Annotated in this window: 16 protein-coding genes; 6 read left to right on the top strand and 10 right to left on the bottom strand. The window is 41.0% G+C overall.

The window, feature by feature from the left end; all coding sequences use genetic code 11:
- The 3 genes from RHS_RS26125 to RHS_RS26115 all read right to left on the bottom strand — a co-directional run.
- Positions 1-309: ATP-binding cassette domain-containing protein (locus RHS_RS26125; protein WP_395023552.1), on the bottom strand; the 309-nt coding region annotated here is incomplete at its 3' end.
- 73 nt (positions 310-382) lie between these two features.
- Complete coding sequence (gene cdd / locus RHS_RS26120) at positions 383-799, bottom strand: cytidine deaminase (RefSeq protein WP_047834824.1); 417 nt, start codon at positions 797-799, stop codon at positions 383-385.
- A 44-nt stretch (positions 800-843) separates the two neighbouring features.
- Positions 844-2,019, bottom strand: a complete 1,176-nt coding sequence (locus RHS_RS26115; RefSeq protein ID WP_047834821.1) for a phosphopentomutase — start codon at positions 2,017-2,019, stop codon at positions 844-846.
- Between the two features lie 310 nt (positions 2,020-2,329).
- On the opposite strand from RHS_RS26115, the gene RHS_RS26110 reads away from it, so the two are divergent.
- Together RHS_RS26110 and RHS_RS26105 are read left to right on the top strand one after the other, a co-directional pair.
- Positions 2,330-3,451 (top strand): dipeptide epimerase, encoded by a 1,122-nt coding sequence (locus RHS_RS26110; protein ID WP_330377489.1) that lies wholly within the window; start codon positions 2,330-2,332, stop codon positions 3,449-3,451.
- Between the two features lie 102 nt (positions 3,452-3,553).
- Complete coding sequence (locus RHS_RS26105; RefSeq protein WP_242858600.1) at positions 3,554-5,026, top strand: sodium:alanine symporter family protein; 1,473 nt, start codon at positions 3,554-3,556, stop codon at positions 5,024-5,026.
- Positions 5,027-5,209: 183 nt separating this feature from the next.
- Here RHS_RS26105 and ybaK read toward each other — a convergent pair whose 3' ends face one another.
- The 4 genes from ybaK to RHS_RS26085 form a co-directional block, all read right to left on the bottom strand.
- Positions 5,210-5,686: a Cys-tRNA(Pro) deacylase gene (gene ybaK / locus RHS_RS26100; protein WP_027295697.1), complete on the bottom strand. Its 477-nt coding sequence runs from the start codon at positions 5,684-5,686 to the stop codon at positions 5,210-5,212.
- 5 nt (positions 5,687-5,691) lie between these two features.
- Positions 5,692-6,258 carry an NUDIX domain-containing protein gene (locus tag RHS_RS26095; protein ID WP_044297785.1) on the bottom strand — a complete coding sequence of 189 codons (567 nt, stop codon included), beginning with the start codon at positions 6,256-6,258 and terminating at the stop codon, positions 5,692-5,694.
- Between the two features lie 140 nt (positions 6,259-6,398).
- Positions 6,399-6,833 (bottom strand): hypothetical protein, encoded by a 435-nt coding sequence (locus tag RHS_RS26090; protein ID WP_044297786.1) that lies wholly within the window; start codon positions 6,831-6,833, stop codon positions 6,399-6,401.
- Positions 6,834-6,836: 3 nt separating this feature from the next.
- Positions 6,837-7,034 (bottom strand): helix-turn-helix transcriptional regulator, encoded by a 198-nt coding sequence (locus RHS_RS26085; RefSeq protein ID WP_027295694.1) that lies wholly within the window; start codon positions 7,032-7,034, stop codon positions 6,837-6,839.
- Between the two features lie 188 nt (positions 7,035-7,222).
- On the opposite strand from RHS_RS26085, the gene RHS_RS32040 reads away from it, so the two are divergent.
- The 4 genes from RHS_RS32040 to RHS_RS26065 all read left to right on the top strand — a co-directional run bounded on the left by RHS_RS32040 (position 7,223) and on the right by RHS_RS26065 (position 12,616).
- Entirely contained in the window at positions 7,223-9,028 is a 1,806-nt protein-coding gene (locus tag RHS_RS32040; RefSeq protein WP_052431105.1) for a sensor histidine kinase, read from the top strand.
- Positions 9,025-9,822 (top strand): response regulator, encoded by a 798-nt coding sequence (locus RHS_RS26075; protein ID WP_027295693.1) that lies wholly within the window; start codon positions 9,025-9,027, stop codon positions 9,820-9,822. The genes RHS_RS32040 and RHS_RS26075 overlap by 4 nt, the downstream gene beginning before the upstream one ends.
- 53 nt (positions 9,823-9,875) lie before the next feature.
- Positions 9,876-12,230 (top strand): diguanylate cyclase, encoded by a 2,355-nt coding sequence (locus RHS_RS26070; RefSeq protein ID WP_047834820.1) that lies wholly within the window; start codon positions 9,876-9,878, stop codon positions 12,228-12,230.
- Between the two features lie 68 nt (positions 12,231-12,298).
- A complete protein-coding gene (locus RHS_RS26065; protein ID WP_027295692.1) occupies positions 12,299-12,616 on the top strand; it encodes a DUF6951 family protein in 318 nt (105 codons plus the stop codon).
- 69 nt (positions 12,617-12,685) lie between these two features.
- Here the strand turns inward: RHS_RS26065 and RHS_RS26060 are convergent, their stop codons facing one another.
- The 3 genes from RHS_RS26060 to RHS_RS26050 form a co-directional block, all read right to left on the bottom strand.
- Positions 12,686-14,002, bottom strand: a complete 1,317-nt coding sequence (locus RHS_RS26060) for an RNA-binding domain-containing protein (RefSeq protein ID WP_047834823.1) — start codon at positions 14,000-14,002, stop codon at positions 12,686-12,688.
- Positions 14,003-14,236: 234 nt separating this feature from the next.
- Positions 14,237-14,521, bottom strand: coding sequence for an HPr family phosphocarrier protein (locus RHS_RS26055; RefSeq protein WP_044289616.1), 285 nt, complete (start codon positions 14,519-14,521; stop codon positions 14,237-14,239).
- Between the two features lie 80 nt (positions 14,522-14,601).
- Positions 14,602-15,220: lacto-N-biose phosphorylase central domain-containing protein (locus RHS_RS26050; protein WP_047834819.1), on the bottom strand; the 619-nt coding region annotated here is incomplete at its 5' end.

The following is a 15,220-nucleotide window of genomic DNA, read 5'->3' as shown; positions in this document are numbered from 1 at the left end:
CAGAATAATACTTTCTAATACCGTAAAATTATGTACCAGCTTAAAATGCTGGTGTACCATTCCGATCCCCAATGCATTTGCATCATTGGGATTATTGATCTTTACCTCTTTTCCGTTCATTTTGATCTGCCCTTTTTCCGGCTGGTAAAGTCCGAATAATACACTCATCAATGTAGATTTTCCTGCCCCGTTTTCTCCTAACAGTGCGTGAATCTCACCTTTTCTAAGCTGCAATGTCACATCGTCATTGGCCTTGAAGCTGCCAAATTCCTTTGTGATATGGTTCATCTCAATAACAAATTCCGCCATATCCCCACCCATGCATGCCGCAGTCCCCTCTGCGGCGCTTCCTTTCATAAATTATAATCGTTTTTGCCTGTATCTATAAGTTATCTTTTGAAAAACTCAGTGGAAATAACTCTTCCAGCCGGTATGTCCGGTAATCCGTTTCGCTTTTTGCAAGCAATACCATAAATTCTTTTGGATTACAGAACTCCGCCATCACCTGTCTGCACACACCGCAAGGAGCGCAATAATCCCTTTCCTCGTCTAAACCACCCTCTTTATTCCCTACAATAACAATCTTTTCAAACTCCCTCTCCCCGACGGACACCGCTTTAAAAAATGCAGTTCTCTCAGCACAGTTCGTTGGCGAATATGCTGCATTTTCTATATTGCATCCGGTATATACACATCCGCTCTTCCCCAAAAGCGCTGCACCTACCTGAAATCCTGAGTAAGGGGAATAAGAGTATTTCTGGGCTTTATATGCCTCCCGAATCAGCTCCTTGTCTTCCATTAATCTCGTACCATCCTCTCTTTTATTACTTGCTTCCATTACTGTTACTGCTTCCATACTTCCCTTAAAAAACTTTCTCCGTCCACCTGGTTTTCGATTCCGAACAAATCCAATACCGTCGCCGCGATATCCGCAAAGGTTTTTCTTGTTCCCAAGGAGACATTTGCTTTGATGCTGTTCCCATAAATCAGCATCGGTGTATATTCTCTGGAATGATCTGTGCTTGCAGTTCCGGGATCGCAGCCGTGGTCTGCGGTGATTATTAAAATATCGTCCTCTTTCATTCTCCCCAGAAATGTTCCAAGCTGCTTATCAAAATCTGTGGCTGCCTTTGCATAGCCGTCGATATCATTTCTATGTCCATACAGCATGTCAAAATCCACCAGATTCACAAAACAGATTCCGTGAAAATCACGGTCCTGAAGTTCTATTGTTTTCTCCATACCGTCTGTATTGCTCACTATGCTTCTGGTATCCTGTATTCCCCTGCCCGCAAATATATCATAAATTTTTCCAATGCCAAGTGTATCGAAACCTTTTGCTGACAAAACATCCAGCATGGTGTTCTTGGGCGGAACCAGGGAAAAGTCATGACGGTTCGTTGTACGCTTAAAATCCGGATATGTCCCTTCAAAAGGCCTTGCAATCACTCTTCCCACACCATGTTCTCCACAGAGAAGTTTTCTTGCGATCTCACAATCATGATACAATTCCTTCAGCGGTACCACGTCTTCATGAGCTGCAATCTGAAAGACACTGTCAGCCGATGTATATACTATCAAAGCTCCGGTTTCCACATGCTCTTTCCCATAGTCCCGGATTACATCCGTGCCGGAATACGGTTGGTTACAGATCACTTTCCTGCCTGTCTCTTCCTCAAATCTTTTAATAATCTCTTTCGGAAATCCATTTGGATAAACAGGAAGCGGTTCCGGGGAAATTACACCAGCGATTTCCCAATGTCCGATGGTGGTATCCTTTCCCATAGACGCTTCTGCCATTCTTGCATAAGAACCGGTCGGGGTCACCTCGCTTTTCCCTTTTTCTACCCCTTCGATGTGAAACATTCCTAAATTCTCTAAATTCGGTGTGAAATACTTCCCTGACTTACGTATTGTTCTAAGTGTATTGCTGCCCGTATCATGAAATTTGTCCGCATCCGGAAGTTCACCGATTCCAAAACTGTCCAATACAATTAAAAACACTCTTTTTGCTTTCATTCTCTTACCTATTGCATATTGCCGGTTAGAGGGTAGGCTCTAACCGGCCTTACTGCCCTTTCTTACTATTTTTATATCTTATATGAATCCTCGTACATTTTGCTGTCGCTTGATAAATAGATCATAGTCCCTTGTTGTATTTTTAGATAGGACTTCTGTCCTTTCTTTTATCTAAAATATTCATTTCGTCTTATTTTACAATTTTTGTCTTCTGTATTTGGTCATAATTCACAATTGGTTCACTTCTTTATTATCTGAATAGATAGAAAAAGCTATACATATTCTTTAACAATACTTTCATTAATTTACAATCATTTTTAAGGAGGAACGCATTATAAAAATTTCTAGAATTGATATCCAGGAAATAGATATTCCGCTGGTAACACCCTTTCGGACAGCGCTGCGTACCGTAAGTTCTATCAATGACATTGTAATCACTGTTCATACGGATTCAGGAGAAACCGGCTATGGAGAAGCTCCTCCAACCGCAGTCATTACAGGGGATACCAAGGGCTCCATAATCTGTGCCATTCGTAACTTTATCGCCCCTTCCATAATTGGTAAGGAGATTGATGACATAGAGGGCATCATGCATGCACTTCACTCCTGTATCCTGAATAATTCATCCGCCAAAGCAGCTGTAGATATGGCAGTTTACGACCTCTATGCCAAGAGCCTGCACCGTCCCCTCTATCAGATACTCGGCGGTGCAAAGCAGACGCTTGAGACCGACCTTACCATCAGTGTAAATCCCACAGAAATTATGATACATGACAGCCTTGACGCTGTAAACCAGGGCTTTCAGATTCTGAAAATCAAAGTAGGAAAAGAGGGCATGAAAGATGTAGAACGCATTTCCCAGATCCGCTCAGCGCTGGGCCCCCAGGTCACCATACGGGTAGATGCTAACCAGGGCTGGAATCCCAAAGAAGCGGTCCGTATTATAGCCCGGATGGAGGATCTGGGACTGGATATTGACCTGGTTGAACAACCGGTCCCGGCTCATGACCTGTATGGCATGCAGTATGTTACGTCTCACTCCTGCACTCCCATTCTGGCAGACGAAAGCATATTCACTCCCCGTGACGCCATTCGGATTTTGGAAATGCATGGAGCGGATATGCTCAATATCAAGCTGATGAAAACAGGTGGTATCCATCATGCCCTGAAAATCTGCAGTATCGCAGAAATCTACGGTGCAGAATGTATGATCGGCTGTATGCTGGAAAGTAAAATTGCTGTCAGTGCCGCCGCACATCTTGCTGCGGGAAAAAATATTATTACAAAAGTAGACCTGGATGGACCATCGCTCTGCAGAACTGATCCATTTGAGGGCGGACCGGTCTATGAGGGTTCCTGTATCAAGATGAATCAGGATTATGGGATTGGTATTACCCAAGTGCCTAAACCCATATTTAAAACACTAAAATAACTTACTGAAAAGTGCTTGTATCTAATTATGCGATCCGTTTTCTTACGATGGGTTGTCATAAATATTTCTTTCATGCGTAGTATTATGTGAAGAACAATTCCCATGAAAGGGTATGCCATGCAGACATTGGTCCACTACATATCTGTCCTGAATGATACAATTAACCGTTTCGTCTGGGGAGTTCCCATGCTGGTATTTTTTCTGGCTGTGGGAGTTCTCTATACAGTTGGAACCAGATGTTTTCAATTTCGTCATTTTAAGCTCTGGTTTTCCGAGACGATTCTCACCTGTTTTAAAAAATCTCCACCAAAATCACCTGAGCCCGGTTTACAATCCGGTAAAAAGAAAAACTCCATATCTCCCTGGCAGGCAATGGCTACTGCCCTGGCCTCTACCGGCGGTGTAGGAAATATCGCCGGGGTTGCCACCGCCATTACAGCAGGCGGACCCGGCGCTCTTTTCTGGATGTGGGTTTCCGCTCTCCTGGGTATGATGACTCATTATGGTGAAACCGTACTTGGCATTTGCTTTCGAAACAAAGATAAGGACGGACACTACAGCGGAGGCCCCATGATCTATATGGAAAAAGGTCTTCACTGCAAATGGCTCGCCTGTTTTTTTTCACTTTTTTGTATTGGCGCAGCACTGGGCATGGGCAATATGTCCCAGTCTAACTCCATGGCAGATGCCCTGAACCATTCCTGGGGTACCCCAAAGCTGGCAATCGGTATTGCTGCTGCTCTTATTACGGGACTTGTTATAACCGGGGGAATCGGCCGCATTACTATCGTAAGTGAAAAACTGGTACCAATTATGTCTATCCTGTATATTATTGGCGCACTCCTTGTAGTTCTGACTCACATTGGAAATGTACCGGCTGCCTTTAGCTCTATCTTTCATGAGGCATTTAACTTTCGTGCCGCAGGGGGGGGAATTCTCGGATACGGAATTGCATCCGCCATGCGTACCGGAATTTCCCGCGGGGTCTTTTCCAATGAGGCCGGACTTGGAAGTTCCGTTATGGTACACGCCGCCGCAGATGTGGATCATCCGGCTATCCAGGGTATGTGGGGAATCTTTGAGGTATTTGCCGATACAATGGTGGTGTGCACCATTACCGGCCTGGCTATCCTCTGCTCCAATGTCTATGACCAGACGGCTTACTTAAATGCCATGCAGTTAGACCAGATGTACCAGACTACCCGCTATATTGATGCGCTTCCAAATGGTGTACCGCTTGCGTCAGCTGCTTTTGCTTCCACCTTTGGCTCGATGGGAGATATCTTTGTCTCCTTTTCTATCCTGCTTTTTGGTCTGGCTACATTGCTTAGCTGGTCCTATTTCGGAGAGCAGGCAGTCATCTACCTCTTTGGCCACAAAGTTGTGCCTGCATATAAGTTTATATATATCTTTTTTATCGTAATCGGAGCTGTTGCCCGGCTGGATTTCGTCTGGAGCGTCTCGGATACGCTAAACGGACTTATGGCGATTCCAAACCTGATAGCCATTACGGTACTGTCGCCTACGGTATTCCGGGTAACAAAAGATTATTTTGTCAAATACAAGGGCGGGTGATTTACAGAAATCGTCAACACGGAGTAATTCTTACGTCAGGACATACAAAAGCGTTGCTTTTCTTTCCGGGAAGGTATATCCCCGGGACCCAGCAACGCTTTTGTACAATAAAGCTTTTATTGTATAGCAAATATTATTCTTTTTACAAGTACCTCCCCAATATATCTGCATTTTGAAAAAGTATTAAACAACGATATCCGCAAACTCAGCTTTCACCAGACTTTGCAGGGCTAACGGCGACAGCCTGATCGTGGTTCCAAGTTTTCCGCCGCTGATATAGATTTCATTATATTTCCGGGCACTGCTGTGTATGATTGTCTTGTATTGCTTTTTCATTCCAACCGGACTGCATCCGCCCCGGATATATCCGGTTATTTTATTGATATCTTTTACATGGATCATCTCCACTGACTTTTCACCCACTGCTTTGGCAGCTGTTTTCAAATGTACTTCTTCTGCAATAGGAATCACAAATACGTAGTATTCCCTGCTCTTTCCCTGGGCCACCAGTGTTTTAAAGGATTGCTCAACGGGCGCACCAGTTTTTTCTGCTGTATGGAGACCGTCTATGAACTCATCACATTCATAGGTGATGAGTTCATAGGGTATCTTATTTTTTTCCAGTATCCGCATTGCATTGGTTTTTTGCTCTTTTGCCATTTCACTTATGCCTCCTGATTGTGTCCATATAAATATGTTCCCAGCAACTCCATTTCATCCTGATAAATACAGTGCTTAAGTTCTCCGTTTTCCATCTGATTCATGCATTCCCGAAAAGATAGCCATATTACGGATTCCACCTCTGATGTCTGCAGGATAAACTCTTCGGGGTTCATATCCCGGTAAAGCACATAAACTGCACTTAACTCATAATTCCGCCAGGGTTTTCCGTAGAATTCTGTTTCCAAAAGGGCATCATGGCGCCCTATATAGTGCAGTTCATCCGCTGCCGCCACCACGCCCAGCTCCTCCTTAAGTTCCCGTATTGCCGATTCCAGGTAGTCCTGCCCTGCCGGTATGTGTCCGGCCGAAGAAATGTCATAACAGCCTGGGAAGGAATCTTTGTCACTGCTTCTTTTTTGCAAAAGGATATCAAAATCCTCATCTGTATTTTTTCTAATGATCCATACATGGGAAGTCCCATGAATATCTCCGTCTCTATGCACCAATGAGCGTTCTTTGGTTTCTCCCGTGATGTTTCCATCTAAATCACGGATATCAAAATATTCCATATAACCTCCAAGAGTCTGTTTTAAAAATGCTTTCTTTATGGATTATCATAGTTTTTCTATTACCGATCATAGATCAAATTTATCCATTTGTAAAGCAGATATGGAGATTTCTCTTCTTTGTCACCAATGCAATTCTCTTCTTACATATTTTTATTGTATCTGCTGATATAAAACACATTTGCAAAAATAACAATCAGATATGCCACGACAAGTGTAAGTGTAACCCAAAGTTCTACCTGCATCAGGGCATATACCAGCATGAGTGCTCCAAATACATAGATCATTAGATCATAAGCTTTGCCTTTTGCCTGGTTCCTTATCGAGACATTTCGCTCGTCATTTGTATCAATCCTAATCTGCTTTGCTGCTTCCGGATTTTTCCGATAGGAAAGGTTTGTAAATACAGTACCAATATTCTGGCCAAATACACCTGCCCCTATACCGATCATAATAAATGGCAGTACAGCCATAATTCCTTCTGCGTCACCATAAAGCTTTGCCAATACCGCCCCTGATGCTCCTAACACCAGACCAATCACTGTAAATATAACATATTTTCCTATTTTATACCCCATATCCTAATCCTCCTCATAAATAAAAATATCTTCAATTGTCATTTCAAAATACCTTGCAATCTTAAATGCCAGTAAAATTGAGGGATTATATCTTCCGTTTTCCAGTGATCCGATTGTCTGCCTGGAAACCTCAAGATCCTGTGCCAGCTGTTCCTGACGGATCCCTCTTTCTTTTCTTATTTCCTCTAACCGGTTTTTCACCTCACCGCCCCTTTCTCATTATGGAAAGCTTCCTTTACATTTTTATCATATACCTTATTTTCAGAAATGTCAAGCTTACTTTCCATTTTTATTTTTTCTTTTGGTGTAGTGTTGGTGTGGTATTAATTTTATACTTACTCAATTAGATCATTGTAATTACCCGGGTTATCACAGAGGAGGCCTTACATTTGAAACGACATTTACCTTTGCTAATTTCCGTTCTTTTATGTACGATATCCTTACTTTCTGTTATGCTTCTTATTTACTCCATACAGGAAGAAAATAATTATAAAAATCCTGAGAATCTTACCTCTGTGCAATTCATTGGAACTTATCAGGCATCACCGTCAGATCTCCCAAGAGATCTGACATCTGAAACCTATATTAACGGAGCAGAGGTGCCTTCACTAATTTTAACCGGACATTTTGACCACGAAATACAGGATAATGAACAACTCCTTTTCCGGCTGAATAATGTCCGATTTAAAATTTATATAAATGGCAGGGAATATTTTTCCTATGGAGAAAAGGGAACTTACCCCTCATTTGTAAAATCTCCCGGTAATATATGGATTGGCGTTATGTTCCCTCACATTACTTTACAGGATGAAATAAAAATCGAACTAAGCAGTATTTACCATAATAATCTCTCGATATCATATAATAATTTTTACCATCAGATATACAAGGGAGACTCTGGTGCACTATTTCAATTTCTGCTCAAGAATAATTTTACTAAAATTTTCCTGGGGTTTTTTGTCGTACTGTTTGGTATGATGCTTTTAGGAGCACTGATGCTATTGAAAATTTTAAAGACACCCATATCTCCGGCACCTTTTTACCTGGCATTTTTTACGATTGTAAGCGGAATATGGGTACTGATCGATTTCAATCTGATCTCGCTGATAATCCCTTATGGACTGTTCACCAATATTTTAGATGTTATCTGTTTATCACTGGCACCGTTACTGCTCGTACTTTACATGCTGAACTTTGTGACAGGAAATGCCAGGTATTTCCTATTTGCTGTTGCCTATTCCCTGTTAGGATTTCTTTTGTTCTTTATTCTGACCCAGGGATGCGGTATTTTAGATGGTTATGAACTTTTAACCCCGCTGTGCATCTTACTGGGGATTAGTTCTATCGTAGCATTTTTCTGCCTGCTGCATGAAATCAGGCATAATTCGAATAAAACGACTAAATTTATACTGCAGTCCTGCTGCCTCTGCTTTTTAGGCGCAGGTGATGTAGTGAATTATTTTTTACAGATCATTCCCTTTAATATTTGGTTCATTACAGGATTTCTGCTATTTATGATAACCCAGTTTATATTCGTCGTGCGTTATCTTAACAAAAGCATTAATAATGCTTACCTGACCAGACAATTAGAAAGTGAACTGGCACAAAGCCGTATAGCGATAGCTCTAAGCCAGATACAGCCTCACTTCCTGTATAATTCACTGACTGCAATCAAACAGCTTTGCGCCATTGATCCTATCCGCGCAGAAAAAGCAGTTGGTGATTTTGCCAGTTTCCTAAGGGGCAATCTGGATTCTCTCTCAAGCAGTGCCCCCATTCCTTTCGAGAAGGAACTGAATCATATTAAGAACTATTTATCCCTGGAACAATTAAGATTTGGACGCCGGCTTCGGATTGTTTACGATATCCATGCAAATGGATTTCTGATTCCTTCCCTGACTGTCCAGCCTTTAGTTGAAAATTCCGTTCGATATGGTGTTACCAAAAAAATTAATGGGGGTACGGTAACCATATCAACCAAAGAAACTGAGAATGCCTTTATCGTTACCATCTCTGATGACGGCATTGGATTTGACCCATATAAAAAACAGGATGACGGACGCACTCATATTGGCATCGAAAATGTTCGAAAACGCCTTTATTCACAGGGGGGCAGTCATCTGTCCATCACAAGTATTCCCAAAGAGGGAACTACAGCTGTCATTACTATTTACAAAGGAGCGACTGAAAAATGAATATTATAGCCGTAGATGATGAAGAACTTGCACTTGCTTACTTAGTCAGAATTCTGGGGGAAGCTGAACCGGATTGTCAGATACAACCTTTTCTGGATCCTTTTGACGCTCTTCAATACGTGAAATCCCACCCGGTAGATCTTGCATTTTTAGATGTGGAAATGTATGGACTGAATGGGATTGACCTTGCAAAACGTTTTAAAGACACTCAGCCTGACATTAATATTATTTTTGTGACAGGTTTTCCTGATTATGCCGTAGATGCCTTTTCCCTTCATGCCAGCGGATATCTTCTAAAGCCTGTCTCCGTTGAAAGTATTCATTCGGAAATAGCCTATCTGCGTAATCCAATCGTCAAAAAGACGGATAAAAAAATTCGTGTACAGACCTTTGGCAGTTTTGAAGTATTTAACGGAAGTATTCCACTTGAATTTTCACGGATCAAATCCAAGGAACTGTTTGCTTATCTGATCGACCGTAAGGGCGCAGGATCAACTACTGCCGAACTCAGTGCAATTTTATGGGAAGACCGGGAGTACAGTATTTCTCTTCAGAAACAGTTTCAAACGATTGTCAGTGATATGATGAAAACGCTAAAAAGCGCAGATGCAGATGATGTAGTAATAAAAAAACGTAACTTTATATCAGTGGACACCTCCAAAATAGAATGTGACTACTATAATTTTCTAAACGGAGATGTCCGTGCCATCAACAGTTATGCCGGCGAATATATGTCAAACTACAGCTGGGCAGAATTTACCACCGGCTTCTTATACCGGCAAATTCATGAATAACTTCTTAAACTATTCATGTATGCCGCATTCCGAACAGAAAGCAGGAATTTTTCATGGAAAAGAGTACCCTTATACGTACAAATATTATTATTTGCGTGATCATCACACTGGGTTTTACAATTACTTCAATTATTAGTTATCGCTCAAATATAGGCATTTTTCAAAAAGATATTGAAAATGTATCCGCCCTGGCTTCAGATGGCATCTACCATAAAATTGATTCCATCTTTGCTAAACCGGTAAATGTTTCACTTACCATGGCAAATGACAGCTTGCTGGTTGATTTTCTCTCCAAAGAAAAGAATCACATGGAAGATGATACTTACATACAGCAGCTTCGGGAATATCTGAATTCCTATAAAGAAAAGTATTCCTATGATTCAGTATTCCTGGTTTCCACAAATACAAACCGCTATTATCACTTTAATGGCATTGACCGGTTGATTACTGTCGATAACCCGGAAAACAAATGGTATTATGATTTTATCGAACACGAAAATGAATATTCTCTCAATGTGGATAATGACGAAGCCAGTGATAACATCATCACCATTTTTGTAAACTGCAAAATCAAAGCAAAGGACGGGAGTACTTTAGGGGTAGTGGGTGTTGGATTAAAAGTAGATCATCTTCAGGAACTTCTAAAAGAATACGACCGGCAGTTTGGAGTCACTGCCAGATTAATAGATCATGATGGTATTATACAGGTCTCTTCCTCAGAGACGGGCTATGAAAATGTTAATATTTTTAAAGATTCTTCACTTGTTGATTTCAAGGATACCATTCTGCAAAATACAACAGGGAAAGAAACTTTTTGGTGTGACTCTCCTCTAAACCAAAGCGAATACTGCGTTGCCCAATATATCCCTAACTTAAAATGGCACCTGGTTGTTGCTAACAATTCTACTGCAGTGAGCCATCAGCTCCATCTGCAGCTTGGAAGAAATATTGCGATTATAATATTTATTATCATGTGTGTACTCCTGACGATTACAAAGGTAATCCGTAAATACAATAAACAGATCCTAAAACTTTCCATTGATGCCGAGCTAGAATACCATAAGCTCCTTCATGAAGCAACGGAAGGTCTGTATGAAAATATTTATGAACTGGATATCACCCATAACTGTGCCTGCGGTGAAGGTACCAAACAATATTTTGAAAGCCTTGGCATAGATAGGGATTCCCCCTATGATAAAGCACTGAAGACAATTGCACAAAAACAGGTGAAAGAAGATTATATCCAGGGATATATGGCGATTTTTTCTCCCCAGCACGTATTGGAAGTTTATAAAAGCGGTATTAATACCCTGACTTATGATTTTTTATTTTTGGAATCACCGGATAAATACCGTTGGATGCGGATTAATGCCAGAATTTTTTACTGGGCATCCAACCAGTCCATTCGTATGATCACATACCGCCAGAATATAGACGCGGAAAAGAAAAGGGAAATTATGCTTCTTAAAAAATCACAGATTGATTCCCTCACCGGTTTGTACAACAAAAGAACTACTGAGGATATGATATCAGGTATTCTTTACAAAGATGCTCCTAACAGACTGCGTCATGCATTTATTATATTTGATATCGATAATTTCAAACACATCAATGATACTTTTGGCCATACCTTCGGTGACTCCGTCATTACAGAATTTGCGGCAGAATTAAGATCGCAATTCCGGGACAGTGATATCGTAGGGCGAATTGGCGGGGATGAATTTGCAGCCTGCATGAGAGATTTCCATGATATAGGTTCTGTTATTCATAAATTAGAAAGGTTCTGCTCTAAATTGAGCCGGAAGAATTTTGGAAAAAACAGTGAATACTATATTTCTACCAGTATTGGCGTGTCCCTGTTCCCGGATCATGGAAGCTCCTACACGGAATTATATGAAAAAGCCGATCAGGCATTATATTATACCAAAGGACACGGAAAAGGCTCTTATTGTATTTTCAATAAAAATATTGAAGGAGATTCTGTGTTTCATGTCAACCAGCAGGATATGCTTGCATTAATCAGTACTTCCATTGACGGCATTTCCAAAATAGCATGGGTGGATGGCAAATTCAGAATGCTGTATTTCAATCAGAAAAGAACTGAGCTTACCGGCTCCAACGCAAAAACATTTTCCGATCCGGATTATGATGTCCTCTCACAGATTCATCCGGACGACCTTCCCGGCGCTTTGGACATTTATTATAAATCTTTGCCGGAAAGAGTTCCTTTCTCCTTATCTTACCGGCTGCGCCACTCCGATGGCCATTATATTCCCGTGAAAGCCAACGGCCTTTTTGTGGATGAAGTGTATAAAGAGAAATACCCCGTGTTTTATGTGATCTATACAGACATGTCCTCTGTTCTGGATTTCGAAAAAACAAACAAAATAACTGATAAAAATCTATAAAAAGTCTATGCTTTTTTCAAAAGTCGTCTTATAATTAAATATAAGAAATTTATGAAGGAGGTATACATATGACAAAAGTAACTATTAATCCAGGTGTCTGCGGGCTGATCACCAGTATAGAAGCTTCTTCTGAGGATCAGATGGAAGTTACAGTAAAAGTTGATTCCGGGTGCGCAAGTATCCAAAAAATGTTTGACGACCTGGGGGATACCTTTGATGCTTATGAGGTCTGTCTTGGAAAACCGGGCACAGGCCCCTTATATGAGTATGCATCAGAACATCTCCCCGGACATGCATCCTGTCCCGCTATCGCAGGGATGATTAAGTGCATGGAGGTTGAGTGCAAGCTAGCACTTCCCAAAGAGGCATGGATACGATTTGAATGATCTGCATTGTAACGGAAAGACTCATTATCGATATGACAATTCTTATCGATAATGAGTCTTTTCGTCAAACTAATCTTTTAGTTTATATCTAATTAATCTCCCACCCCCACTTTTTATAATAAACCCCTTCTTTGTCATTTCCCGCAGCAGTACAATTGCTGTTGCCTGTGATACTCCAACGGCTTCTTCAACATCTTTTCGAACAATATAATCTTTTTTATTAAAAAGATTAAGAATTTGCTCCTCTCTCTCCGTATAACGGTTAATACTTGCATTTATATGTTCGTGTGTAAGCCTATTGGCATAAAAATTCCTATTTGGCAAAGTAATCTTAAAGGCATTATTCGTCACATCAAACCGAGGCTTTTCATCAGCCTCTTCATAGCTCTCCACAATCTTAGGTACCCCGGTTCCATATGCTTCAATCAGGTTCAGACGATAGAATATATTTGCCAGTTTTTGATTTCTTAAAATAGATACACCAAGCAAAATATCATCTAATGTCATTCCTTTCACCAAACCGCCTACCGTCACAAATTCAATTCTATCTTCAAAAATACTAATCAATGTACTGGCGCTAAACGAATAATCCCGATGTACAATCGCATTCAAAAGAGCTTCACGCAAGGCTTCTTCGGGATAATCCCTACGATCAATTCTATCCAGACCTTTAAATTCAGCTCTGGTACGATTATATAATTCGATATATTCATATGCATCCTCTACCTGTCCTAGCAGCGATCCGGTAAACTCCTTTCTCTCCTTAAAAACTGCTTTTTTACTTCCTTCAAATACTGCCAGTTTTATTGTATGCTGGCATTGTTCTGACAATAAAAGCCCTAAACACGTATATGCCCCATCCATTCCAATCAAGCCCAGAGAAATCCTTTGATTATCCTCAAACGCAACCTTTTTCCTCTTAAAGTAGTCTGCCGTCTTTACAAAAGTAAGCTGCTGTTCCAGCGACCGTGCTGTTTCATAACAGTCACCGCTAGTTTCCTTGATCATATTTCGAATCCCGGTCTCTGTTGCCGGAACGGTAGACGCTCCCTGCCTTACATATACCCCTTCCGGACGCAATCCTTTTTTAGATATATAATAAGGGCGTGCTGTCCCCCTCTGTACTGAAACAACAACGACTTCTTTATCTTCCATTACTTCATTATTACATTCTACAAAAAGTGTAACATCCGGCCGTATTGCATCTCTGACGGCATTGGTCATACGCAGCATGGTATCATCCACATCATTTACTCCAACGACTGATCCATCATCCTGTATACCAATATATATTGTACCACCGTCAGAGTTAGCAAAACCAACCACTGTTTTCTTTATATCATCTGTAAACTCTCTTTTAAACTCAATTGTTTTACTTTCATTCATACCCGTTTCCTCATAATTCTTTCTGATTATCGTTCTAATTATTCTAATCATTATAATAATTATTATATCATTATAAAATACCTTGTCAACGCTATAAATATAAAATTGTTTAACAACTGTATTCTCCAATCAATATGCACCTCAAAAAAGCTGCCGGCACCTGCCAGCAGCTTTTCCTGTTTGAAGAGATTCATACTATGGAATCATGGTTACAAATCAGAAAGCAGTATGGAATTAACGTCCCGCCTTGTCTTGATCCGGTCTGTGTGAATTCCTGGAAGCCATCATTCTGCGGCTTACAAATGGTCCTACCTCTTGTACCAGTTCCATGCATTCATTATCATGAATGATCATTTCAATATTTTTTGCAGAGCTTAGCGCCAGAGTTCCCACCAGCGACTTTGCATCAACGATATGGTGTCCATACCGCAGGTCTACATCTACATCATATCTGCTGACAATATTGACGAACTGGACAGCGTCATCCGGGGTCTGGAATGTAATGGGTATTTTGATCATGTGTTTATACTCCTTTCATGAGATGTTTCATTAATTGGAGTATATCCAGTTTCTGGAATTATAACGGTTAATATATCATTCTACAGGAAAATATTTATAACTTCTGTCTGATATGCTTTCAGTCTGCAGGAAATTTCTTTTCCTTCCACCTTTACCAGTGTTTCCTGTTCTGTATCCGTATTATTAATTACTACCAGTGCGTGTCCGTCAGGAAAATAAGCGCATTCCGTATTCAGATTCGATGTAACTCCCTCCTGATCCATTTTCTCCCCTGCCCCGAATAAAATGAGGTTTTGCAGCATTCTGGTATTCGCCGGGCAAATCCGGTAAGATGACAGATAGATTCCGCAGCCCCTTCCAAATGAATGAACCGTTAATAACGGCTGACCTTCATTTTCCAACAGCACCCTGGCTGATCCATCTGTGAGATACATTCCTTCCCCGGATTTTATGCCGGCTCCTTCGGGGATCAGCCCGGGAATTTCCTCGGCTGTAAATTTCCATTTTCCATGGCACACCCTTGCCCCTGTGTCTTTATCCACTCCCAGTATATGCGCCATTCTGAAGTAAGTATCGTATCCATCCACAGCGGAAGGCTCATTTACACCAATAAATGCGCCTCCATCGTGGACCCACTTAGTCAGTCTTTCTACAATTTCACAATCCTTCCAGACATCTCCGCCGCTCCATGCCGTACCT

The sequence above is a fragment of the Robinsoniella sp. RHS genome (genome assembly GCF_001029355.1).
GTDB lineage: Bacteria > Bacillota > Clostridia > Lachnospirales > Lachnospiraceae > Robinsoniella > Robinsoniella peoriensis.
This window is presented reverse-complemented; position numbering and strand designations above follow the sequence as displayed.